General features: G+C 59.3%; 27 protein-coding genes. 24 read left to right on the plus strand and 3 right to left on the minus strand.

What is annotated here, in order from left to right; translation table 11 throughout:
• Positions 1-9: 9 nt before the first annotated feature.
• The 18 genes from KGA82_RS27930 (at position 10) to recX (ending at position 13,722) form a co-directional block, all read left to right on the plus strand.
• On the plus strand, positions 10-342 hold the full coding sequence (locus tag KGA82_RS27930) for a hypothetical protein (protein WP_008029983.1): 333 nt from the start codon (positions 10-12) through the stop codon (positions 340-342).
• Positions 339-1,334, plus strand: a complete 996-nt coding sequence (locus KGA82_RS27935) for a baseplate J/gp47 family protein (protein ID WP_223453211.1) — start codon at positions 339-341, stop codon at positions 1,332-1,334. Before KGA82_RS27930 ends, KGA82_RS27935 begins: the two co-directional genes overlap by 4 nt.
• Positions 1,331-1,966: a phage tail protein I gene (locus KGA82_RS27940; protein WP_223453212.1), complete on the plus strand. Its 636-nt coding sequence runs from the start codon at positions 1,331-1,333 to the stop codon at positions 1,964-1,966. The genes KGA82_RS27935 and KGA82_RS27940 overlap by 4 nt, the downstream gene beginning before the upstream one ends.
• Positions 1,967-3,868 carry a phage tail protein gene (locus KGA82_RS27945; RefSeq protein ID WP_223453213.1) on the plus strand — a complete coding sequence of 634 codons (1,902 nt, stop codon included), beginning with the start codon at positions 1,967-1,969 and terminating at the stop codon, positions 3,866-3,868.
• A 14-nt stretch (positions 3,869-3,882) separates the two neighbouring features.
• Positions 3,883-4,311, plus strand: a complete 429-nt coding sequence (locus tag KGA82_RS27950; RefSeq protein ID WP_223453214.1) for a phage tail assembly chaperone — start codon at positions 3,883-3,885, stop codon at positions 4,309-4,311.
• 104 nt (positions 4,312-4,415) lie between these two features.
• The gene (locus KGA82_RS27955; protein ID WP_008029992.1) at positions 4,416-4,625 is read left to right on the plus strand and encodes a hypothetical protein; all 210 of its coding nucleotides are present in this window, start codon (positions 4,416-4,418) and stop codon (positions 4,623-4,625) included.
• A gap of 2 nt (positions 4,626-4,627) precedes the next feature.
• Complete coding sequence (locus KGA82_RS27960) at positions 4,628-5,794, plus strand: phage tail protein (RefSeq protein ID WP_223414422.1); 1,167 nt, start codon at positions 4,628-4,630, stop codon at positions 5,792-5,794.
• Positions 5,794-6,300, plus strand: coding sequence for a phage major tail tube protein (locus KGA82_RS27965; protein WP_192228509.1), 507 nt, complete (start codon positions 5,794-5,796; stop codon positions 6,298-6,300). The genes KGA82_RS27960 and KGA82_RS27965 overlap by 1 nt, the downstream gene beginning before the upstream one ends.
• A gap of 81 nt (positions 6,301-6,381) precedes the next feature.
• A complete protein-coding gene (locus KGA82_RS27970; RefSeq protein WP_223453215.1) occupies positions 6,382-6,966 on the plus strand; it encodes a phage tail assembly protein in 585 nt (194 codons plus the stop codon).
• A gap of 128 nt (positions 6,967-7,094) precedes the next feature.
• Entirely contained in the window at positions 7,095-8,771 is a 1,677-nt protein-coding gene (locus tag KGA82_RS27975) for a glycine zipper domain-containing protein (protein ID WP_223453216.1), read from the plus strand.
• Positions 8,771-9,154: a phage tail protein gene (locus tag KGA82_RS27980; protein WP_223453217.1), complete on the plus strand. Its 384-nt coding sequence runs from the start codon at positions 8,771-8,773 to the stop codon at positions 9,152-9,154. Before KGA82_RS27975 ends, KGA82_RS27980 begins: the two co-directional genes overlap by 1 nt.
• Positions 9,147-9,359 carry a tail protein X gene (locus KGA82_RS27985; protein WP_223414427.1) on the plus strand — a complete coding sequence of 71 codons (213 nt, stop codon included), beginning with the start codon at positions 9,147-9,149 and terminating at the stop codon, positions 9,357-9,359. The genes KGA82_RS27980 and KGA82_RS27985 overlap by 8 nt, the downstream gene beginning before the upstream one ends.
• A 9-nt stretch (positions 9,360-9,368) precedes the next feature.
• Complete coding sequence (locus tag KGA82_RS27990) at positions 9,369-10,382, plus strand: hypothetical protein (protein ID WP_008039296.1); 1,014 nt, start codon at positions 9,369-9,371, stop codon at positions 10,380-10,382.
• A 60-nt stretch (positions 10,383-10,442) separates the two neighbouring features.
• Positions 10,443-11,006, plus strand: a complete 564-nt coding sequence (locus KGA82_RS27995) for a glycoside hydrolase family 19 protein (RefSeq protein ID WP_008039295.1) — start codon at positions 10,443-10,445, stop codon at positions 11,004-11,006.
• Positions 10,988-11,524, plus strand: a complete 537-nt coding sequence (locus KGA82_RS28000) for a lysis system i-spanin subunit Rz (protein ID WP_223453218.1) — start codon at positions 10,988-10,990, stop codon at positions 11,522-11,524. Before KGA82_RS27995 ends, KGA82_RS28000 begins: the two co-directional genes overlap by 19 nt.
• Before the next feature lie 79 nt (positions 11,525-11,603).
• Positions 11,604-12,104: a CinA family protein gene (locus KGA82_RS28005; RefSeq protein WP_223453219.1), complete on the plus strand. Its 501-nt coding sequence runs from the start codon at positions 11,604-11,606 to the stop codon at positions 12,102-12,104.
• A gap of 83 nt (positions 12,105-12,187) precedes the next feature.
• Entirely contained in the window at positions 12,188-13,246 is a 1,059-nt protein-coding gene (recA, locus tag KGA82_RS28010) for a recombinase RecA (RefSeq protein WP_008030012.1), read from the plus strand.
• An 8-nt stretch (positions 13,247-13,254) separates the two neighbouring features.
• A complete protein-coding gene (gene recX, locus KGA82_RS28015) occupies positions 13,255-13,722 on the plus strand; it encodes a recombination regulator RecX (RefSeq protein WP_223453220.1) in 468 nt (155 codons plus the stop codon).
• A gap of 230 nt (positions 13,723-13,952) precedes the next feature.
• Here the strand turns inward: recX and KGA82_RS28020 are convergent, their stop codons facing one another.
• Positions 13,953-15,071: a TIGR00730 family Rossman fold protein gene (locus KGA82_RS28020; RefSeq protein WP_223453221.1), complete on the minus strand. Its 1,119-nt coding sequence runs from the start codon at positions 15,069-15,071 to the stop codon at positions 13,953-13,955.
• 132 nt (positions 15,072-15,203) lie between these two features.
• Here KGA82_RS28020 and KGA82_RS29355 point away from each other — a divergent pair, with 132 nt between their 5' ends.
• Both KGA82_RS29355 and KGA82_RS28025 read left to right on the plus strand, forming a co-directional pair.
• Complete coding sequence (locus KGA82_RS29355) at positions 15,204-15,329, plus strand: hypothetical protein (RefSeq protein WP_263290812.1); 126 nt, start codon at positions 15,204-15,206, stop codon at positions 15,327-15,329.
• Between the two features lie 108 nt (positions 15,330-15,437).
• On the plus strand, positions 15,438-15,632 hold the full coding sequence (locus tag KGA82_RS28025) for a hypothetical protein (RefSeq protein ID WP_008030018.1): 195 nt from the start codon (positions 15,438-15,440) through the stop codon (positions 15,630-15,632).
• Here the strand turns inward: KGA82_RS28025 and KGA82_RS28030 are convergent, their stop codons facing one another.
• Positions 15,633-16,061 carry a PA3611 family quorum-sensing-regulated virulence factor gene (locus KGA82_RS28030; protein WP_008030019.1) on the minus strand — a complete coding sequence of 143 codons (429 nt, stop codon included), beginning with the start codon at positions 16,059-16,061 and terminating at the stop codon, positions 15,633-15,635. It abuts the gene before it with no gap.
• A gap of 186 nt (positions 16,062-16,247) precedes the next feature.
• On the opposite strand from KGA82_RS28030, the gene KGA82_RS28035 reads away from it, so the two are divergent.
• The 3 genes from KGA82_RS28035 to KGA82_RS28045 all read left to right on the plus strand — a co-directional run bounded on the left by KGA82_RS28035 (position 16,248) and on the right by KGA82_RS28045 (position 18,289).
• Positions 16,248-16,991: a tRNA-uridine aminocarboxypropyltransferase gene (locus tag KGA82_RS28035; protein WP_192417933.1), complete on the plus strand. Its 744-nt coding sequence runs from the start codon at positions 16,248-16,250 to the stop codon at positions 16,989-16,991.
• Positions 16,992-17,200: 209 nt separating this feature from the next.
• A complete protein-coding gene (gene erdR, locus KGA82_RS28040; RefSeq protein WP_008039285.1) occupies positions 17,201-17,851 on the plus strand; it encodes a response regulator transcription factor ErdR in 651 nt (216 codons plus the stop codon).
• A 75-nt stretch (positions 17,852-17,926) separates the two neighbouring features.
• On the plus strand, positions 17,927-18,289 hold the full coding sequence (locus tag KGA82_RS28045) for a diacylglycerol kinase (RefSeq protein WP_008030027.1): 363 nt from the start codon (positions 17,927-17,929) through the stop codon (positions 18,287-18,289).
• Here the strand turns inward: KGA82_RS28045 and KGA82_RS28050 are convergent.
• On the minus strand, positions 18,286-19,212 hold the full coding sequence (locus tag KGA82_RS28050) for a LysR family transcriptional regulator (protein WP_008030029.1): 927 nt from the start codon (positions 19,210-19,212) through the stop codon (positions 18,286-18,288). The two genes, KGA82_RS28045 and KGA82_RS28050, sit on opposite strands and share 4 nt — an antisense overlap.
• 122 nt (positions 19,213-19,334) lie before the next feature.
• Between KGA82_RS28050 and fpr the strand changes: the two genes are divergently transcribed.
• Positions 19,335-20,114 (plus strand): ferredoxin-NADP reductase, encoded by a 780-nt coding sequence (gene fpr / locus KGA82_RS28055; RefSeq protein ID WP_003443014.1) that lies wholly within the window; start codon positions 19,335-19,337, stop codon positions 20,112-20,114.
• Positions 20,115-20,171: the final 57 nt, after the last annotated feature.

Raw genomic sequence — 20,171 nt, forward strand, 5'->3', positions numbered from 1 at the left:
GAGTTTCCCATGATCGGAATCGAAAGAAACACCGGGGCGGCGGTCGATGACTGGCCGCAGTTTGTACAGCGCGCAACCCGAGCGCTGACCACGCCGTTGGGCACCCGGCAGAAACGTCCTTTGTATGGCTCGCTGATCCCGGAACTGCTGGGCCGCAACCTCGGCGACGACTTGCTGATGCTTGCCCAGAGCCACGCGGCACAAGCGTTCTACAACCCGCAGAACGGCATCGATGATTTCCAGCCGCAGGTCATTGTGGCCAGCCGGCAAGGTGCCGGGCTGGTCCTGCGATTCGCCGGCACCTGGCAAAACCGCAAACAGACCTTCGAGGTGGTGACATGAGCATGTTGATACCCGGCCAGAACCAGTTGGCCGAACCTTCGATCGTCACCGTCGAAGCGTTCGAGGATTTGCTCGCCGAGTTCAAGACGTTTGTCGTCGAGTACGTTGGCGCCCGCGCTCCCGAGTCGGCGGCAAAGATCAAGGTCAGCCTCGAAAACGAAAGCGAGTTGCTGACCCTGGCCCTTGAGGCCTTTTGTGTGCGCCTGCAAATCCACGAACGCAAATACAACGCCCGTATCAAGCAGATGCTGGCCTGGTGGGCGACTGGCAGCAACCTCGATGCCCGCCTCGCGGACATGGGGCTTGAGCGTCAGTTGCTGGACCCTGGCGACCCGGCGGCATTCCCGCCGATTGCGCCCGTGTACGAAAGCGACGACGACGCCCGGTTGCGTTATTACCTGGCGCCACACGCACCGGCCGCCGGTTCACGCATGCAATATCGCCGCGAGGTCTTCACCCTCGGCGAGCGTCCTGTGGTGAAGGTGGACACTCATGCACCGGGCGAGGTGACGGTCACGTACACCTTCGATCCGGACGGCTACGCGGCGCAGGTCAAGGACGGCAATGGACGCCGCACGGCGCCCGGTGAAGTGATGGTCACGGTGCTGGCTCGGGAGGGCGATGGCACTGCGTCCGATGACCTGCTCGACGGCGTGCGGCGGCACTTCGCCCGGCCCGACGTCCGACCGGAAACGGATCGGGTCACAGTGCAAAGCGCCCATATCAAAAACTACAAAATCCGCGTCGTCGCCCGAATCAACGCCGGCCCTGATTCGGGGCTGACCAAGGTGGCCGCGCAACAGCAACTGCAAGCGTATGCCCAGAGCTGTCATCGACTGGAAGGGCGGATCGATCCGAGCTGGATCGACTACACGCTGCATAGTGCCGGCGCGGTTCAACTGGACATTCTCGAACCGGTCGAGCCGATTGTGACGACGGCGTTTGAAGCGCCTTACTGCACCGGGGTCGAGGTCGAGGTGCTCACGCTATGAGTGACCAGAGGCCGCGCCCGAGCCTGTTGCCAGCCAACAGCTCACCGTTGGAAAAAGCCCTCGATATCGGCTTCGGTGCATTGCTTGACCGCATCGCGCCGCCGTTCCCCGAGCTGATGAACCCGACCTCGACGCCTCAGGTATTTCTGCCTTATCTCGCAGCGGATCGTGGTGTCAGCGAATGGAGCACCGAGGCCGCCGAGGCGGAAAAGCGTTTGACCGTTGAACTGGCCTGGCCCACCGCACGGCAGGCCGGGACACGCCAGGCCCTGGAAAACGCCGCGAAAGGATTGCGGCTAATGCCTGAGGTGCGTGCCTGGTACGAGCAGACACCGCCGGGCGCGCCTTACAGCTTTTCCGTCAGGGCATTTACCGAGCAACCCTACAGCGAAGAAATCGACGCTCGTCTCGACCGGCGTCTGGCGGACGCCAAAAGCGAGCGCGACGTTCTGTCGGTGTCCGTCGGCTTGAGCGCATTCGGCAGTCACGTCATTGGCGCGGCGACGGTGTGCGGCGAACTCACCACGGTTTATCCGATTGTCATCGAAGGGCTCGAAGCCTCGGGGCAGGCCTTCATGGCCGCCGGGCTCTACGCCGTTGAAACATCCACTATTTATCCTCAGGGGTCCTAAATGGCCGACTATTACACCCTGCTTACCAATGCGGGGATCGCCTACGAAACTGCCTGCAAGGCGGCGGGCGTGCCGATCAAACTGTCGCAGATTTCGGTCGGTGACGGCGGCGGCGCGGTTTACAACCCGGCGGCAACCGCCACGGCGCTTAAACGAGAAGTGTGGCGCGGGCCACTGAACGCGCTGTTCCAGGACGAGAAGAACCCGAGCTGGCTGCTCGCCGAAGTGACCATTCCGCCAGAAGAGGGCGGTTGGTATGTGCGTGAAGCCGGGCTCTGGACCGACACTGGCATCCTCTACGCCATCGTCAAATACCCGGAGTCGTTCAAACCGGTGCTGGCAACGTCGGGTTCGGGGAAAGAGTTCTACATTCGCTCGATTTTCGAGACCAGCAATGCGTCGATCGTGACGCTGTTGATCGACGACACCGTGGTCAAAGCGACGCGGGCGTGGGTGATGGGGTATCTCGCCGACGAACTGGCGAAGCTGGATGGCAAGCAATCAGTTCGCGTGGCCACCACTGAAAACATCGTGCTCAGTAGTGCGCAGCAAATCGACGGTGTCGCAGTGCTTTCCGGGCAGCGAGTGCTGGTGACGGCGCAAACGCTGGCGAAGGACAACGGCATTTATGTTGCGGCCAACGGTGCCTGGGTGCGAGCGGCGGATGCCAATGCCAGCGCCAAGGTGACGCCGGGCCTGACCGTGATGGTCGAGGAGGGCACGGCGAATGGTGATTCGCTTTGGCACCTGATCACGAATGGGCCGATCACGCTGGGCACTACGGCGCTGAGCTTTGAAATGCTTGCGGGGCGGACGGGGATTCAGGCGGGGACTTACAAGAGTCTGACGGTCGATAAGTATGGCCGCGCGACGGGTGGTACGAACCCGGAAACACTGGCAGGTTTTGGGATCAAGGACACTTACACCAAGCCTGAAGTCGAAGCGCTGATTGCGCAGGTCTCGGCGCTGCCGGTCGGGAGTATGGTCGGGTTGCCGGTGAACAAGGTTCCGCCCGGCTTTCTTGAACTTGACGGTAGTGTGCGGAGCATTGCGACTTATCCTGACTTGGCTGCGTTCCTTGGGACGGCGTTCAACCAGGGCAACGAAGGTGCGGGCAATTTCCGTCTTCCCGAATCGCGCGGTGAGTTTCTGCGTGGTTGGGATCATGGGCGGGGGATGGATCCTGGTCGAGCAGTTGGCAGTTGGCAGAAAGGCAGCATGGTCGCTGTTGATATCAACGTAGTAGCGGCCCAGACGATCGCTACCAACCTCGCTGATGCTGCGGCGTCAAGGGTTCGGGCTGGCTACGATGCTGGTGATGTGGGGCTTTATGCTGGCGTAACTCTTATTGGGGTGAACGCGGTGACGAACACCACGCTCCCGGGTAGCGCAGAGGTCACTTATGGCATAACCCGACCCAATAACCTGGCCATCATGTGGTGCATCAAGGCCTGGAATGCCCCGATCAACCAGGGAAACATCGACATTGCAGCGCTGGCAACACATACGTCACAGGCCACTGAGGTCAATCAGGGCACAGCAAAAGTCGCGACTCAGGTTCAGGTGAATGCCGGTGCGGACGACGAAACGATCGTGACGCCGAAGAAGTTGCGGTTTGGGTTTTCGATCAGCTTGGCACTCAACGGCTACATCATGTTCCCGACGTGGCTCGGTGGGCTTGTCTTTCAGTGGGGGCGGGTTACTCAAGCGTTGGGCACCATCAGCACCGTACCTTTCCCGGTTGCCTTCCCGAACGCCTGCATGTTCCTCATTGGCGGGGCCTACGGGAACCTGGCGCCAACAGTTGGCGAGTTTGTTGAGGTGCTGGGTGAGACCAAGGATTCCTTCAAGGTCGCAAACAGTGCAAACGGCAGCGCATCATTTTTCGCTATCGGAAATTAAGGAGGGTAGAACAAATGAAGCGTTTTTATAGCCCGAGTACAGGCACTACTTATTTGGAGGGTATTCATACAGAAATGCCTCCAGACGCTGTTGATATTTCCGAGGCCTTGTACCTGTCGGTCATTGGTAATCCTGTGCCAGGCAAGGTCCGCGCTCATGACGAGCGTGGTTTGCCCTATCTGATAGATGCACCTGAGCCGGAACCTGATCTTCCTGCACAGGAGCGCACTTGGCGCGATGTTCAGTTGTCGGCGGTTATGTGGCTGCGCGAACGTCATCGCGATCAGCTTGAAATCGGTGGGCCTGTCACGCTGAGCGCAGAGCAGTTCGGTGAGTTGCTTGTGTACATGCAAGCCCTGCGCGACTGGCCTCAATCACCGGACTTCCCCGATACCCAGCATCGTCCGGTCGCTCCGTCCTGGATCGCCGAACAAACCCGATAAACGCCCCGCACCGCCGGGGCGTTTTCTTATCCGCAACACAAACACACACACAACACCCGACAGCCCCTTACCCAAGGGGCTTTTTCGTTTATGGAGAAACAGAAATGGCAGAACGCCAAACGTACACCGTGCTCCTTCCATTCCCTACCGGGGGTGGCCATTGGTCGAGCATCGGCCAGGAACTGCAACTGCTCGATGTGGAGGCCAGTGCGCTACGCAGCGCTGGTCGTCTGGAGCTGAAAAAAGCCGAGGCTGCCGATTCGGCCTCTCCATCCACCGCAGCGAAAAAAGCTGCTGCCAAGAAGGCTGAATAACCATGGCTGAGGTTTTGAACTTCGAGCACAACGGCATTACCGTCAATGCCACCGAATCCCCGGAGGCCATGGGTGGCCTGGGTGACAACGTCATCGGTCTGATCGGCACCGCGCCGAAGGCAGACCCGTTGATTCCACGCAATGCGCCATTCCGCATCAACAGCTTCACCACCCAGGCGCTGCTCGACCCGACCGGCACCGAGGCAGGCACGCTGTATCACGCGGTCTTCCAGATCCTGAAAGTGGTCAAGGTGCCGGTCTACGTGGTCATCGTCGAAGAGGGCGCGACCCCGGCGGACACGCTGAACAACGTCATCGGCGGCGTCGATCCGCTGACCGGCCGCAAGCTCGGCCTCGCGGCACTGGGCAGCGTGCCGGAAGACCTGACCATCATCGGCGCGCCGGGCTTCACCAGCACCAAAGCCGTGGCCGGTGAGTTCGCGTCTTTCGGTAAGCGCATCAAGGCCCGTGTGGTGCTCGACGGCAAGGATGCCGCGGTCGCCGATCAGGTGACTTACAGCCAGGAACTGGGCGGCGCGGAACTGGGTTTCGACCGCTGCCTGCTGGTGCACAACATGCCGTCGGTGTACTCCAAGGCAGCGAAGAAAAACGTGTTCCTGTCGCCGTCGAGCCTGGCCATCGCGGCCCTGGCCAAGGTCAAGCAATGGGAGAGCCCGGGCAATCAGGTGACCTTTGCCGAGGACGTTTCGCGCGTCGTGGAATACAACATTCTCGACAAATCCACCGAAGGCGACCTGCTCAACCGCTACGGCATCAGCTACTACGCCCGCACCATTCTCGGCGGCTTCTCGCTACTGGGTAACCGTTCCATCACCGGCAAGTTCATCAGCTACGTCGGCCTGGAAGATGCGATCAGCCGCAAGCTGGTCAAGGCCGGCCAGAAAGCCATGGCCAAGAACCTCACCAAGTCGTTCATGGACCAGGAGGTCAAGCGCATCAACGACTGGCTGCAAACCCTGGTCGCCGACGAAACCATCCCCGGCGGCAGCGTGTACCTGCACCCGGAATTGAACAGCGTCGAGAAGTACAAGAACGGCACCTGGTACGTGGTCATCGACTACGGCCGCTACGCGCCGAACGAACACATGGTTTATCAACTCAATGCCCGCGATGAAATCATCGAGCAGTTCCTGGAGGACGTTCTCTAATGTTTACCAACCGCGTAAGACAGGCCATCGCGGCCACCCTGCAAGGCTTGCCGTTGTCGGCGACCGTGGAAGAGTTCACCCCGCCGAAGATCGAATTCGATATGGAAGCGATGGCGGGCGGGCGCTTCATCGCCGAAGAAATGATCAAGAGCGGCAAAGTGCTGGGCGCGACCCTCATTTTGCAAGGCGTCGGCGCCGAAGTGATGCTCTCCCTCGGCGTGAAGCTGGGCGACGACATTTTGTTGAACGTCCGTGAAGCCGGTCAGGATCAGGATGGCAACACCTGGTTCACCTACCACACCGTCGGCGGCAAGCTCAAATCGCTGACCGAGGCCAAGCTGAAGATGGGCGAAAAACCCCTCACCACGCTTGAGCTGTCCTGCCGCACCTACAACCGCCTGGAAAACGGCATCCCGGTGATCGACATCGACGTGCGCACCCAGAAGTTCGTGCTCAACGGCGTCGACATTCTCGGCGGCGCCCGTCGCGCGGTGCTGATCCCGTAACACTCTGTGGGAGCGAGCCAGCTCGCTCCCACAAGTAGCAAAACGCAACGCCTTCCCATGACTCATCAAGGAATTCATTTCATGTCCTGGACTCCACCCGTTCACGCCTTGTTGTCGCCGATTACTGCTGACGATCAGTCGGAGATCGAACAGATTCAACTCAAACCGTTGTACTACGCCGCACAGAAAGAAGCCCTGGCCCGTGCCGGCGATGATGAGGACGATCAGTTCTTCGAGCTGGCGCTGCTGGCCACCGGTTTGTCGGTCAAGGAACTCGATCAACTCAAACGCCCGGACTACGTGAGCATCGCGCAGTACGTGCATGAGATGTCGACCTTGCCGACGTCGCATTTCCTTGAACAAGCGGACGAGAGTGAACAACCGTCGGCCGATCCCGACGAAGTGAGCTTGCTGCAACCGCTCACCGTGGCGGGTCGAGCCCTGACCACGCTGACCCTGGAAATGCCGGTGCTGCGTGCGACCAAGGCGATGAAAAAACTCAAGACCGCCAAGGAACGCGCCGAATTCATCACGGCCCATTGCACCGGCCTGATGCTGCCCGATCTGGCCAGTTTGACCGTGCCTGACTGGACACAATTGCAGGTGCGAATCGACGATTTTTTAAACAAACCGGCGGCCTTCTTTCGGAGCGCGACATCGAAGTAATCCTCGATGTGGTGCCGCTCATTTATCCGATAAGTGAAGCGGACATTCTGGAATGGGACGTCGGCAAGGCCTTGCGCCGCTACGACATTGCGATCAATCGCCTTGGCGTCAAACAGGAGTAGAGGGGGATGGCAGACAGTCAATATTCACTGGCCAGTGTGACGGCCAATAGCGTTGGATCGCTAACAGTGGGCGCCGGCGTGGCAACTCTCGGATTGGCCGGTTTAATGGCCCCATTGGCGCAGCTCAACCAGGCACTGAACACAGTCAGCCTGGACATCCGATTACTGACCGCGGGGCAGAACAAGCTGGGTGAAGTGCTGATGTCGCTGACAGCGCTATTGTCTTCCACACGATCTGTACTCAAGTGGGGCGCAGAGGAGCCTGTCGCGGACAGCGAGGCACAATCCAGTCTCCCTGGCATCGCGGCGAATGACGTGACCCGCCACTTGGGTACCGTAAGCCTGAATGTCAGTGCAGCTGACTTCCGTGGGATTGTTCCCGGTAGCGGCGAGGCCGGAGGGGCCGCGGGCACGACGCCGAAACAAATCGCAGGCATCGCCGTTACCCCCCTGAACAGTAATGTTGGCAACGGCGTCGCCAGCACCTCGTTGAAACAACTCAGCACAACGTTGAGCTCGCGCGACAACACCGCAGCCGATCATCTGAAGTCCGATAACGCGCCTGTTGCGACTTCGAACCTCGAAGGCAACGTAGCGAAAGCGCAATCCGCCCAAGACACGGGGACCCCTTCGAAAACCGGCAGCGATGCCTTGAGTGCAAGTTTCAGCAGATTGGGCCGCGCAGTGACTCCGGACATTTCCGGTCCGCTGACGTCGCTTTCCGTTCAAGTCGACAAGCTCGGTACGTTTGCCGAGAACAATTCCACGCTTGCCACCGTGTTGGCAGGCGTTGCGGTTGCGTTGGGTTCTATCGCCTCTGTCGTGGGCGCTGCCGTTGCAACCGAAGCGCTGACCAACGTTGCCAAAAAAATTATCAAACGTGGTTCGCCGAAAATCCCGTTCGGCTTGGGCAAGCTGATCAGCGAGGACAATCGCGACGTCGATCAGGCCAAAAAAGATCCACCCCCGGAAAAACAAACGAAAGACAGTCTTGGGTACACAGGGGATCAGGCGCGTAAGCAATCCCGGGACGCCAAACGAGGCAAGGCCGGGGGGCGCAGCAGTGCCAAGGATCAATCGCCAATCGAGGTCACTGTGCAGTCTCGGACCGTCAGGCCTGTAATTGCCGAGGCTCAAAGTCTGGTGTCGTTCTCGGGCTCCGGGCAGGCCAGCCCGTTGCTCGGCAAAGTGGCCAAGGTCGGCACGTTGCTCCCTAAAAAAGCACCAAGGCGGAACGTGCTCGGCGCCGGGGTCGATCTCGCGCAAGGTGTCGCCAATGGTGATACCAAAGCCATCGCTTCCTCCGCCGGGATGATGGCCGGTTCTTATGTTGGCGCCGCGCTAGGCACCCTGATATTGCCAGGCGTGGGCACGGCCATCGGAGGTTTTCTCGGCGGTATCACCGGATCCTGGCTGGGGGAAAAACTGGCCACACCTTCCGATCAGCTCGGTGCTCCTGATCAGGTCAGTAAAGAACTGACCAGCGCGCCGACACAAAACCAGCAGATCAATTACTCACCGTCGATTCAGGTCACCTGCACCGGTGGGGAGAGCTCCGAGCACATCCGGACGATCGTGGCGCAGCAGCTGCAAACGCAGTTCCACGGCGAGTTTGTTCCACTGATGTCCACCAACGCCCTCGCCACCCGACGTGGTGCGGCCCTGACCGATGGAGGCAGGTAATGCGCCAGCAAATGATCCTGGGCAGTTTCATTTTCGGCCTGTCCCGCAACTTCGCCTACCACAACATCGTGCACACATCGGACGGTGGCTGGGTGGAACTGGACATTGTGACCGGCAAGCCGAAATCCAGTCAGACCGGGCAAAAAGCCCAGACGCTGAAAATTACGGGGACGTCGATGTACGCGGTGGCCATGGAGCGGCTCGATGAACTGCGTACGTTGCAGGAACAGCGCAAACCGGTGCCGTTGGTGGATGGCATCGGACGCAACTGGGGGCTTTGGCGAATCAACGCGGTGACGGAGACCCAGAGTGTGATCATCGATGACGGCACGGCGATGGTCACCAATTGGGTCATCGATCTATCGGAGTTTATCCATGCGTAGAGTTAGAAGTGTGGCCGGAGATTCGGTGAACCTGTTGCTGTACCGCGAACTGGGTCGCTGTGACGACGCCGTCGAAGAGGCACTGTGGCGGCTCAACCCCACGCTGGCAGAACAGGGGGCGGTATTACCTGCGGGTATCTGGGTAGTCCTGCCGGAAATTGACTCACAACCTGTGGTGACCACGCCGGTTACCGCGTGGGATTAAGGAGGTTTCATGGCATTGGGTTTTACGCCAGAGGTAGAGATTTATGGGGCCAATAAGGACTTGATCAACAAGCGCCTGATCAGTTGGGAGCACATTGATGCCGCCGGTACCGAGTCCGATCAATTGACGTTGACGCTCGATCTGGAAGGGCTTGAGGGGCTGCCGATCCTGGGCGGCAAGATTGGCCTGAAGGTCGGTTACGCGGAGTCCAGTCTGGTGGATAAGGGCCAGTTCACGGTGTCTCGCCTGACGCCGACGTTGTTCCCGCTGCGCTTGACGCTGGTGGCAACCGCAGCGCCGTTCAGTGCCGATGACAAGACCGGCTTCCTGCAGCGTCGATCGGCCAGTCATGGGCCGACCACCCTGGGTGCGCTGTTTCGCGAGATCGCTGAGCGGCACGGTTTTTCGCCACGGGTGGCCCCCCAACTGGCACTGAAAAAAATCGACCACATCGATCAGTCCAACGAAAGTGACATGGCGTTTTTGACTCGCCTCGCCGGCATATACAAGGCCATCGCCAAACCGATGAATGAGCTGTATGTGCTGGCGCTCCCAAGTCAGACCAAGTCACTGTCGGGCAAGGTGTTGCCCCAGGTGAAACTGTCGGTGACCACCAACAATCGACCCGGCGATCGCGCCTTCATTTCCGCCACGCTCGATGACTCCGTCCGGGCGAAAAACCAGGGCTGCAAGACGAGTTGGTGGGACGCGGCAGCGGGGGTGGTGCGGGTGATTGAAACCGGTAGCGCGCCGTTCAAGGTCATCGGTCGGCTCTGCCAGAATGAAGCGGAGGCCAGGGATATCGGCGAGGGTGAAGTGCGCAAATTGCTGCGTGAAAAGCTCAAGGTGAAAATCAGTTGCCCGGGTAATCCGGCGCTGTCCGCCGAGGGTGTCTTGTTGCTCGACCAGTCCTGGCCGGATTTCCTGCGCGGGTACTGGTCGATCGAAAAGGTCATTGCCAGCGGTGACAAATATCAAAGCTATCGCTGCATGATCGAGGCGAAGTGTCCGGATGCCACGTAATAACGCAATCAAATGCACTGGCGCCGGTCTGGCGGATCAATGGCGAACGGAACATCACTCATGCCGCTTACTGTCCTGCAATTACAGCAAATACTTCCCAACGCCCGCAGCCAAGCGGGCGTTTTCATTTCTGCTCTCAATAGCGCCATGGATGGCCATGACATCAACACGCCCAAACGCAGCGCCGCTTTCCTTGCGCAAGTCGGTCACGAATCCGGGCAGTTGCACTACGTGCGCGAACTCGGCGGTGATCAGTATTTGAGCAAGTACGACACCGGCACCCTGGCCGCTCGTTTGGGCAATACACCCATGCCCGACGGTGATGGCCAAAGGTACCGAGGCCGTGGCCTGATCCAGATTACCGGCCGCCATAACTACCAGCAGTGCAGCCTCGGATTGTTCGGCGACGAGCGTCTGTTGCAGTTGCCGGAACTGTTGGAGCAACCGCAATGGGCCGCCGAATCCGCCGCCTGGTTCTGGCGGCAAAACGGCCTCAACGAGCTGGCTGATCGTGACCAGTTCAACAGCATCACCCGCCGGATCAACGGGGGGCTGAACGGGTTGCAGGATCGTTTGCAACTCTGGGCGCGGGCGAGGGCGGTGTTATGCCAGCCTTCGGTTTGATCCCGGGGTCGTGGCGGGTGGTTGGCGTTGTTGTGTTGCTGGCTGTGTTGGCTGGTGGCTCGGCAACGCTGGCCTGGCGATTTCAGGATGGGCGTTATGGGCGGCAACTGGCGGAACAGGCCAGGGCGCACGCCGAGATGCTCAACCAACTGACCCTGGCGGCCGCCACTCGACAACAGACCGAGCAGGATAAACGGCTGGCGCTGGAACAGCGGCTATCGGCCAGCGAACACACCCATTACCGAGCGCTGAGCGATGCCCAACGTGATCAAGGTCGCTTGCGCGATCGTCTTGCCACTGCTGATGTGCGGCTGTCAGTCCTCCTCGATGCCCATGACGCTGCCTCAGCCTGTGCAGTGCCAACCGCCGCCAGCACCGGCAGCGTGGATCATGGCGCCGTTCGAGCCCGACTTGACCCGGCGCATGCTCAACGAATTATCGCCATCACCGACGCCGGCGACCGTGCACTGATTGCGTTGCAGGCCTGTCAGGCCTATATCAGGGCGCTCGGTCGCTAACATTTTGATCGATCCTGTAACTTGCAAGCGTGATCCGCTCGTGTACGGTAGTCCCATTCCGCCCACTCAGGAGATGACCGTGAAAGAAATCACCCAACTGGCCGCTGAACTGGGCAGACGCCTGCAGGTTCTCAATGCTCATGTCACCGCAGCCGAATCCTGTACCGGCGGCGGCATTTGCGAGGCGATCACCCGGATTCCGGGGAGTTCGGCGTGGTTCGAAGCCGGTTATGTGACGTACTCCAACCGGCAGAAGACCGAGCAATTGAATGTCCCTGTCGGGTTGTTTGCGACGGTGGGGGCGGTCAGTCGCGAAGTGGTCGAGGCCATGGCCCGTGGCGCCCAGGAAAAAAGCCGGGCGTATTTTGCCGTGGCGGTCAGCGGTGTGGCCGGTCCGGATGGCGGTTCGCCGAACAAGCCGGTCGGCACGGTCTGGCTGGCCTGGGGGGTGGGGGAGCGGGTGTTCAGCGAGGTGCAGCACTTCCCCGGCAACCGCGATGAGGTCCGCCGACAAACGGTGAAGGCCGCGCTAGAGGGGCTGCTGCGCCATGCCTCGGGAGAAATCTCAAATCAGGGGTAGGCGATCCTGAATCGCTGTGGAATAATACTGGCTACTTATACAGGTGTTGGCCGCCAGGCCTTATTGATTACGTGAGGACTTTAATGGACGACAACAAGAAGAAAGCCTTGGCTGCGGCCCTGGGTCAGATCGAACGTCAATTCGGCAAGGGTGCCGTAATGCGTATGGGCGATCAGGACCGTCAGGCGATCCCGGCTATTTCCACTGGCTCTCTGGGTCTGGACATCGCGCTCGGCATTGGCGGTCTGCCAAAAGGCCGTATCGTTGAAATCTACGGTCCTGAATCCTCCGGTAAAACCACGCTGACACTGTCGGTAATCGCCCAGGCTCAAAAAGCCGGCGCGACCTGCGCATTCGTCGACGCCGAACACGCCCTCGATCCTGAATACGCCGGCAAGCTTGGCGTCAACGTCGACGACCTGCTGGTTTCCCAGCCGGACACCGGTGAGCAGGCCCTGGAAATCACCGACATGCTGGTGCGTTCCAACGCGGTTGACGTGATCATCGTCGACTCCGTAGCCGCCCTGGTTCCAAAGGCTGAAATCGAAGGCGAAATGGGTGACATGCACGTGGGCCTGCAAGCCCGTCTGATGTCCCAGGCGCTGCGTAAAATCACCGGTAACATCAAGAACGCCAACTGCCTGGTGATCTTCATCAACCAGATCCGTATGAAAATCGGCGTGATGTTCGGCAGCCCGGAAACCACCACCGGTGGTAACGCGCTGAAGTTCTACGCTTCGGTTCGTCTGGACATCCGCCGTACTGGCGCGGTGAAAGAAGGTGATGAAGTCGTCGGTAGCGAAACCCGCGTCAAGGTTGTGAAGAACAAGGTCGCTTCGCCGTTCCGTCAGGCCGAGTTCCAGATTCTTTACGGCAAGGGCATCTACCTGAACGGTGAGATGATCGACCTGGGTGTTCTGCACGGTTTCGTCGAGAAGTCCGGTGCCTGGTATGCCTACGAAGGCACCAAGATCGGTCAGGGCAAGGCCAACTCGGCCAAGTTCCTGGCGGACAACCCGGAAATCGCGGCGAAACTTGAGAAGCAATTGCGTGACAAGTTGCTGTCTCCGTCATCGGTAGCGGAATCCAAAGCTTCTGCGGTCAAAGAGACTGAAGATGACCTGGCTGACGCTGATATCTGATTGATCCGATGACCGCCGTACTCGATACACTCGTCGCGGTGCGGCGAACCGCAATGGACCTGCTCGCGCGACGCGAGCACGGTCGAGTCGAGCTGACGCGTAAACTGCGTCAGCGCGGCGCTCTCCCTGAAATGATCGACACAGCACTCGACCGCTTGACGGAAGAGGGCCTGTTGTCCGAATCCCGTTACCTCGAAAGCTTCGTTTCCTACCGTTCCCGTTCCGGCTATGGCCCTTTGCGTATTCGCGAAGAGTTGAGCCAGCGTGGCCTGCAACGCAATGACATCGAACTCGCACTGCGTGAGAGCGGTATCAACTGGCAGGAACAACTGGAAGATACCTGGCGGCGCAAGTTTGCCGGGCATTTACCGATAGACGCACGGGAACGCGCCAAGCAAGGGCGGTTCCTGAGTTATCGGGGGTATTCCATGGAAATGATCAACCGCTTGTTCAGCGGTCGAGGAATGGATGATTAAACAAAAACGGCCCGCTATTTCGATAGCGGGCCGTTTTTTTTTGCCTCTTCATAAAGTTCCGAGAAACTCAGGCAACTCAATAACCTGTAGGAGCCGGCTTGTCTGCGGGCGGCGTTCCGACGATGGTCGTTAACGATGACGTGTGCTGTCTGAATCAACGCGTCGCACTTGAGTCCATCGCCAGCAAGCCGGCTCCTACGGGTGGGGCGAGTACGCTGCCGTGCTTTTCCTCACGTAACCTTTGACGGTTCCCGCGTGCGTTGTTGCGCCTGGGGTTTGGACTGCGCCCAGTTTTCCGGCAGGTTTATGTAGTCCACCAGTTCGCGCAGTCGTCCATGATCACGGGCGTTAAAGGTGAAGGCCAGGCGAGCGAGGTGGCTGAACTGCGGTTCGTCGTGCTCCTCGCCGCTGTAGGCATGCTGATGGAAGTGATCGCTCAGGCACAGGTCGGCGAACGCTTGTTGCATGTGTTCGAGCGCCGCGTCACTGAGCTTGTGGTTCATGCGGATCACGAATTGATGCTTGAGCCAGCGGCTGGAGTGGAAGTTGCTGTAGAACTGATTGATCTGCTCCACCGCTTCCTCGGCGCTGTAGACCAGGCTCACCAGCTTCATGTCGGTCGGCAGGATGTAGCGGTTCTCCTCCAGTTGATTGCGGATGAAGTCCAGTGCGCCTTGCCAGAACGTGCCACCTGGAGCGTCCAGCAGCACCACTGGTACCAGCGGGCTTTTACCGGTTTGAATCAGTGTCAGCACTTCCAGCGCTTCATCGAGGGTGCCGAAACCGCCAGGGCACAAGACCAGCGCATCGGCTTCCTTGACGAAGAACAGCTTGCGGGTAAAGAAAAAGTGGAACGGCAGCAAGTTGGTGGTGCCGTTCACGGTGGGATTCGCATGCTGCTCGAAGGGCAGGGTGATGTTGAATCCCAGGCTGTGTTCAAGGCCGGCACCTTCGTGGGCGGCCGCCATGATGCCGCCGCCTGCGCCGGTGATCACCATCAGGTCGGAGCGTGCCAGTGCGGCGCCGAGTTCTCTGGCCAGGCCATACAACGGGTGTTCTATCGGTGTGCGGGCCGAGCCGAATACCGTGACTTTGCGCCGGCCCCGGAACTGTTCGAGCACACGGAAGGCGTGTTCGAGTTCGCGCAGGGCTTGCAGGGTGATCTTGGCATTCCAGCGGTTGTGATCGTCCTGGGCCATGCGCAGCACGGTCAGAATCATGTCGCGGTAGATCGGGATATTCGGGCTGTTGGGTGAAACCAGGTTGAGTTGCTCTTCGACCTTGTTGATGAGGTCGTGGCCGCTTTCTTCGAAATGACGGCTGAGGAGGTCATTCGGTTGGTAAGGCATCAACTTCTCCTTCCGTACAGGCTCTGTTGTTCCTTTGGATGAAAGAAACATTCGCATCGGAAAACGCAAACCAGGCAGCCCCTTTTCTGCCCTGAAAAGTGAACGGGAACACTATGAATCTAGACCCTCTAGATGGTTTTCGCTGACTTGATCATTGCGCTGCAAAGTCTTTCCTGGCAACCGCTTATTGACGATTTTCAAGGTGATTTCACCGCTCGTCTGAACCTGCGCCAAGTGTCCGGCACTCTGATTTACTAAATTACAGACGTGACACGACAGCTTTGCGTCAAAGGCAGGGCGCACGGTACAAGCGGTTCAAGGATTTTGTCGCTCAAGCAAGGGCGAAGTGCAAGGAGGCGGGATGCTATGGCCAGAGTCATTCTGGAGATCGATACGCAACTGTATCGATTATTGAAGTCATCGGCCGAGACCAATCATTTGAGTCTCGAGGAGGAGTGTTGCCGGCGTCTGGAGGGAGCCGAGCGGCGTTCGCGCTATTTACAGGCGCTGTTGGCCGAACTGCGCGCCGAGGATGAACAGCGGCGCGCCAATTCCCATTGATTACTTTTTCTTTGCCGGCGGCGTGGCTTTCGGGCAATCCGATTCCTCGAAGCTGGCGGAGCCGACCGCGCGATTGGTTTTCACCTCGGTAAAGTCGTAACGCATGATCGCGCCCTTCTTCATCAGCTTGCGGAACCCCTCGTTTCTGCAGACGGAGGCGCCAAGCTGGAAGTACACCGCTTTCGGATCAGCCCGCATCTTGTTGGCGTGGCTGCTTTGCACGCTCAAGTGGTTGATCAGAACATTGCCTTCGGCGGTGTAGCCCTGATCGAGAATGTCTTCGTTGATCGCCCGTGGCGTGCCGACGCTGCTTTGTGCGGCGACGTTTCGCAGCTCTCTGTTGAGATTCTGCTCACTCAAGGACGCAGCCTGAGCGCTGAAGGACGACGCCAGCAGGATGGCAGCGGTGGGAACGATAAGGCGCAGCATGAAACTCTCCTGGTTCGGTGACTGGTGGTTCGACCAGCCACAGGGCTGTGCGTTCATTGGCGGCGAATTATAGGGGAGCCCGTCTGGACGGTACAGGCTTGTGCCGGCCGCTCTGGTAAACTGCCGGCCTTTATCGCCCTGAGTGCCGTTCGTGTCGAGTTTTCCTGTCTGCCGGTGTTGCCCACGATGAACCACGCCCCCAACGCCGTAGCCCGCTTGCGCGACCAGCGCGAAGAGGAGGGCATCAAGCCGATTCAGGCCCGAGGCTGGAGGGCGACGCGTTGCCGTGCCTGCCGCGTGATCGAGAGCCATTGCCTGTGTGCCTGGCGTCCGCAGGTCGAGACCCGCTCGGGCGTGTGCCTGATCATGACCAACAAGGAAGTGTTCAAACCGAGTAACACGGGGTGGCTGATCGCTGACGTAGTGCGCGACAACCATGCGTTCATCTGGTCGCGCACAGAAACCGACCCGCAGCTGCTGGCGTTGCTTGCCGACCCGCAATGGCAGCCGTATCTGGTGTTTCCGGGCGAGTACGTCGAGCCTGAGCGCGTGACCAACACCGTCGAGGTGGATAGCAGCAAGCGACCGCTGTTCATTCTGCTGGACGCGACCTGGACCGAAGCCCGGAAGATTTTCCGCAAAAGCCCGTATTTTGAAACATTGCCGATCCTGAGCCTGCTGCCCGAGAAACTGTCGCGCTATCGTCTGCGCCGGTCGACTCGTAGCGAGCATTTGTGCACGGCGGAAGTGGCGGCGTTGTGCCTCGATCTGGCGGGCGATGTCGAAGCTGCATCGGCACTGGACGCGTATTTCGACGTGTTCAGCCAACATTACCTCGACGCCAAGCATCAGCTGGAAATGAACGTCGCAACACCGGCACATGCCGAGCTGATGCCTTTCGTACCGAAAACGGCCGTCGTCACGGCCTGATTGTCGCCCATACTGCAAAGAACTGTAGCGGCCAGGCACCTTGACCACCCCGGTTTCGCTGGGCATGCTTGGCGCCGATTGGGGCGCGGCTGTAGTTTCAGACGCCGTATTCTTTACGTGATTGCCACGTCGTTGGCGTTGAACGTGCCCTGTTGGTGCAGCTCCGTGGCTGCGCCTTGAGCTGTTAGAAGAACAGGATCATTTGAAAAATGGCCACATACGAAATCCTGATTGCCGATGACCACCCTCTTTTTCGTAGCGCCTTGCATCAAGCGTTGACCCTGGGTCTTGGCCCGGACGTCCGTCTGGTGGAAGTGGCGAGCATCGCCGAGCTGGAAACCCGCCTCGACGAAAAATCCGACTGGGACCTGGTGTTGCTGGACCTGAACATGCCGGGCGCCTACGGTTTTTCCGGGCTGGTGCTGCTGCGTGGTCAGTACCCGCAAATTCCGGTGGTGATGGTGTCGGCCCAGGAAGAAGCCTCGATCATGGTCAAGTCCCGTGAGTTCGGTGCCAGCGGTTTCATTCCTAAATCGAGTGACCTGAGCGTGATCCAGAAAGCCGTGCGTTCGGTACTGGATGGCGATGTGTTCTGGCCGCCTCAGGCGTTCGAAGCAGTCAGCGTTTCCGATGAAGCCAAGGCCGCCAGTGAAGGCCTCGCCAGCCTGACACCGCAGCAGTTCCGGGTGCTGACCATGGTCTGCGAAGGCCTGCTGAACAAACAGATTGCCTACGAACTGAGCGTGTCCGAAGCGACGATCAAAGCCCACGTCACGGCGATTTTCCGTAAGCTGAATGTACGGACCCGAACCCAGGCGGCGTTGCTCCTGCAACAACTTGAGTCAATTTCAAGCCACTGAAGGTTGGCGTCTTCACGCTTTTTTGACTTTGGTTGATCTAGCTTTCCCACTCCTTTTTGGTCAGTTGCCACTTTTATGTCCCCTTTCAAAGGCCAGACCGGCCTGAAACGCATCCTTAACGCTTCCGGTTACTCGCTGGACGGCCTGCGCGCAGCCTTCACCGGCGAAGCGGCTTTTCGGCAACTGGTGTTGCTCAATGTCATCCTGATTCCGATTTCGTTCTTTTTGAACGTCAGCCGTGTCGAGCAGGCGCTGTTGATAGCCGTCTGCTTGTTGGCGTTGATCGTCGAGTTGCTCAATTCAGCGGTGGAAGCGGCCATCGACCGCATCTCCCTGGAACTGCACCCACTGTCCAAGAACGCCAAGGACATGGGCAGCGCCGCGCAGCTGGTGGCGTTGACCATGATCGCGCTGGTGTGGGCGGTGATCCTGCTTTAAGCGATGGTGGGCAGCACGATCTCGTCGCTGCGCTGAACCCCGGCGGTGAAAGCGCGGCACAGGTCGAGGAATTCGCGCATCGCCGGTGTCTGAAATTTCTGTTTGTGCCAGATGAAATAGAACTGCCGCGCCAGATCGAGATCCGGCGTCTCTACCGGCACCAGGCTGCCGCGGCGAAACGCGTCGCGCAGTGCCAGCCGTGAAATGCAGCCAATCCCCAATCCTGATTCCACCGCGCGCTTGATCGCTTCGGTGTGTTCCAGCTCCAGGCGGATATTCAACGCGCTGCGATGATGACGCATGGCCTGGTCAAAGGTCAGGCGCGTGCCCGAGCCTTGCTCACGCAGAATCCACGCCTCGTGGCTCAGTTCTTCCATGGTCGCCGTGCCGCGCAGGGCCAGCGGATGCTGTGGCGCGCAGAACACCACCAGCTCATCCTCGACCCAACTCTGCACTTCGATGTCCGGATGGCTGCAGTCGCCTTCGATTAGACCCAGATCAATTTCATAATGCGCAACTTGTTGCACGATGTTGGCAGTGTTTTGCACGTGCAGCTTCACCTGGCTTTCCGGGTGGCGCTGCATGAAGCTGCCGATCAGCAGCGTGGCCAGGTAGTTGCCGATCGTGAGGGTCGCGCCGACCGCCAGCGAGCCGAAACCGGATTTGCCGTTGAGCAGGTCTTCGATTTCCTTGGCCTGGTCGAGCAACGCCACCGCTTGCGGCAACAATTGCTTGCCGAGGGCGTTGAGGCTCAGCCGTTTACCGGCGCGGTCGAACAGCTGGCAGCTGGACTGGCGCTCCAGTTCGGTGATCGAGGTGCTTGCCGCCGATTGCGACAGGTTGAGCAGGCCCGCAGCACGGGATACGCTTTCCTGCTGGGCGACGGCGACGAAGACTTGAAGTTGACGGAGAGTAAATCGCATATCGATATAACCGATAACCCTTATCTTAATAATCCATTTAACAGATATTGTCGCTGCCATTAGAATGCGATGCAATTGCGCAGACCACAGGCGCAGGCAAAATCTCCAGGAGTCCCACGTACATGAGCAACATGAACCACGAGCGTGTCCTCAGTGTTCACCACTGGAACGACACTCTGTTCAGCTTCAAGTGCACCCGCGATCCGGGCCTGCGCTTCGAGAACGGTCAGTTCGTGATGATCGGCCTGCAACAGCCAAACGGCCGGCCGCTCATGCGCGCTTATTCGATTGCCAGCCCGAACTGGGAAGAGCATCTCGAGTTCTTCAGCATCAAGGTGCCTGATGGCCCGCTGACTTCCCAGTTGCAGCACCTGAAGGAAGGCGACGAGATCATCATCAGCAAGAAGCCTACCGGCACGCTGGTACTGGACGACTTGAAGCCTGGCAAACATTTGTACCTGCTCAGCACCGGTACCGGTCTGGCGCCGTTCATGAGCGTCATCCAGGACCCGGAAACCTACGAGCGTTTCGAAAAAGTGATCCTGTGCCACGGCGTACGTTACGTCAACGAAGTCGCCTACCGCGAATTCATCACCGAGCACCTGCCGCAGAACGAATTCTTCGGCGAGGCCCTGCGTGACAAGTTGATCTACTACCCGACCGTGACCCGCGAGCCGTTCGAGAACGAAGGCCGCCTGACCGACCTGATGCGCAGCGGTAAGCTGTTCAGCGACATCGGCCTGCCTCCGATCAACCCGCAGGACGACCGCGCCATGCTGTGCGGCAGCCCGAGCATGCTCGACGAAACCAGCGAAGTGCTGAACAGCTTCGGCCTGAAAGTTTCGCCGCGGATGCGCGAGCCGGGTGATTACCTGATCGAGCGTGCGTTCGTCGAGAAATAAGAATACCGCTCAACCGCTCTGCTCTACCTGTGGGAGCGAGCCTGCTCGCGATTGGGG

Origin of the sequence: Pseudomonas sp. BF-RE-22 (assembly GCF_019956155.1) — a bacterium.
Taxonomy (GTDB): domain Bacteria; phylum Pseudomonadota; class Gammaproteobacteria; order Pseudomonadales; family Pseudomonadaceae; genus Aquipseudomonas; species Aquipseudomonas migulae.

Coding starts and splice junctions, on each gene's coding strand:
- KGA82_RS27930 (WP_008029983.1), top strand. CDS start 10: ATGATCGGAATCGAAAGAAACACCGGGGCGGCGGTCGATGACTGGCCG.
- KGA82_RS27935 (WP_223453211.1), top strand. CDS start 339: ATGAGCATGTTGATACCCGGCCAGAACCAGTTGGCCGAACCTTCGATC.
- KGA82_RS27940 (WP_223453212.1), top strand. CDS start 1,331: ATGAGTGACCAGAGGCCGCGCCCGAGCCTGTTGCCAGCCAACAGCTCA.
- KGA82_RS27945 (WP_223453213.1), top strand. CDS start 1,967: ATGGCCGACTATTACACCCTGCTTACCAATGCGGGGATCGCCTACGAA.
- KGA82_RS27950 (WP_223453214.1), top strand. CDS start 3,883: ATGAAGCGTTTTTATAGCCCGAGTACAGGCACTACTTATTTGGAGGGT.
- KGA82_RS27955 (WP_008029992.1), top strand. CDS start 4,416: ATGGCAGAACGCCAAACGTACACCGTGCTCCTTCCATTCCCTACCGGG.
- KGA82_RS27960 (WP_223414422.1), top strand. CDS start 4,628: ATGGCTGAGGTTTTGAACTTCGAGCACAACGGCATTACCGTCAATGCC.
- KGA82_RS27965 (WP_192228509.1), top strand. CDS start 5,794: ATGTTTACCAACCGCGTAAGACAGGCCATCGCGGCCACCCTGCAAGGC.
- KGA82_RS27970 (WP_223453215.1), top strand. CDS start 6,382: ATGTCCTGGACTCCACCCGTTCACGCCTTGTTGTCGCCGATTACTGCT.
- KGA82_RS27975 (WP_223453216.1), top strand. CDS start 7,095: ATGGCAGACAGTCAATATTCACTGGCCAGTGTGACGGCCAATAGCGTT.
- KGA82_RS27980 (WP_223453217.1), top strand. CDS start 8,771: ATGCGCCAGCAAATGATCCTGGGCAGTTTCATTTTCGGCCTGTCCCGC.
- KGA82_RS27985 (WP_223414427.1), top strand. CDS start 9,147: ATGCGTAGAGTTAGAAGTGTGGCCGGAGATTCGGTGAACCTGTTGCTG.
- KGA82_RS27990 (WP_008039296.1), top strand. CDS start 9,369: ATGGCATTGGGTTTTACGCCAGAGGTAGAGATTTATGGGGCCAATAAG.
- KGA82_RS27995 (WP_008039295.1), top strand. CDS start 10,443: ATGCCGCTTACTGTCCTGCAATTACAGCAAATACTTCCCAACGCCCGC.
- KGA82_RS28000 (WP_223453218.1), top strand. CDS start 10,988: ATGCCAGCCTTCGGTTTGATCCCGGGGTCGTGGCGGGTGGTTGGCGTT.
- recA (WP_008030012.1), top strand. CDS start 12,188: ATGGACGACAACAAGAAGAAAGCCTTGGCTGCGGCCCTGGGTCAGATC.
- recX (WP_223453220.1), top strand. CDS start 13,255: ATGACCGCCGTACTCGATACACTCGTCGCGGTGCGGCGAACCGCAATG.
- KGA82_RS28020 (WP_223453221.1), bottom strand. CDS start 15,071: ATGCCTTACCAACCGAATGACCTCCTCAGCCGTCATTTCGAAGAAAGC.
- KGA82_RS29355 (WP_263290812.1), top strand. CDS start 15,204: ATGGTTTTCGCTGACTTGATCATTGCGCTGCAAAGTCTTTCCTGGCAA.
- KGA82_RS28025 (WP_008030018.1), top strand. CDS start 15,438: ATGGCCAGAGTCATTCTGGAGATCGATACGCAACTGTATCGATTATTG.
- KGA82_RS28030 (WP_008030019.1), bottom strand. CDS start 16,061: ATGCTGCGCCTTATCGTTCCCACCGCTGCCATCCTGCTGGCGTCGTCC.
- KGA82_RS28035 (WP_192417933.1), top strand. CDS start 16,248: ATGAACCACGCCCCCAACGCCGTAGCCCGCTTGCGCGACCAGCGCGAA.
- erdR (WP_008039285.1), top strand. CDS start 17,201: ATGGCCACATACGAAATCCTGATTGCCGATGACCACCCTCTTTTTCGT.
- KGA82_RS28045 (WP_008030027.1), top strand. CDS start 17,927: ATGTCCCCTTTCAAAGGCCAGACCGGCCTGAAACGCATCCTTAACGCT.
- KGA82_RS28050 (WP_008030029.1), bottom strand. CDS start 19,212: ATGCGATTTACTCTCCGTCAACTTCAAGTCTTCGTCGCCGTCGCCCAG.
- fpr (WP_003443014.1), top strand. CDS start 19,335: ATGAGCAACATGAACCACGAGCGTGTCCTCAGTGTTCACCACTGGAAC.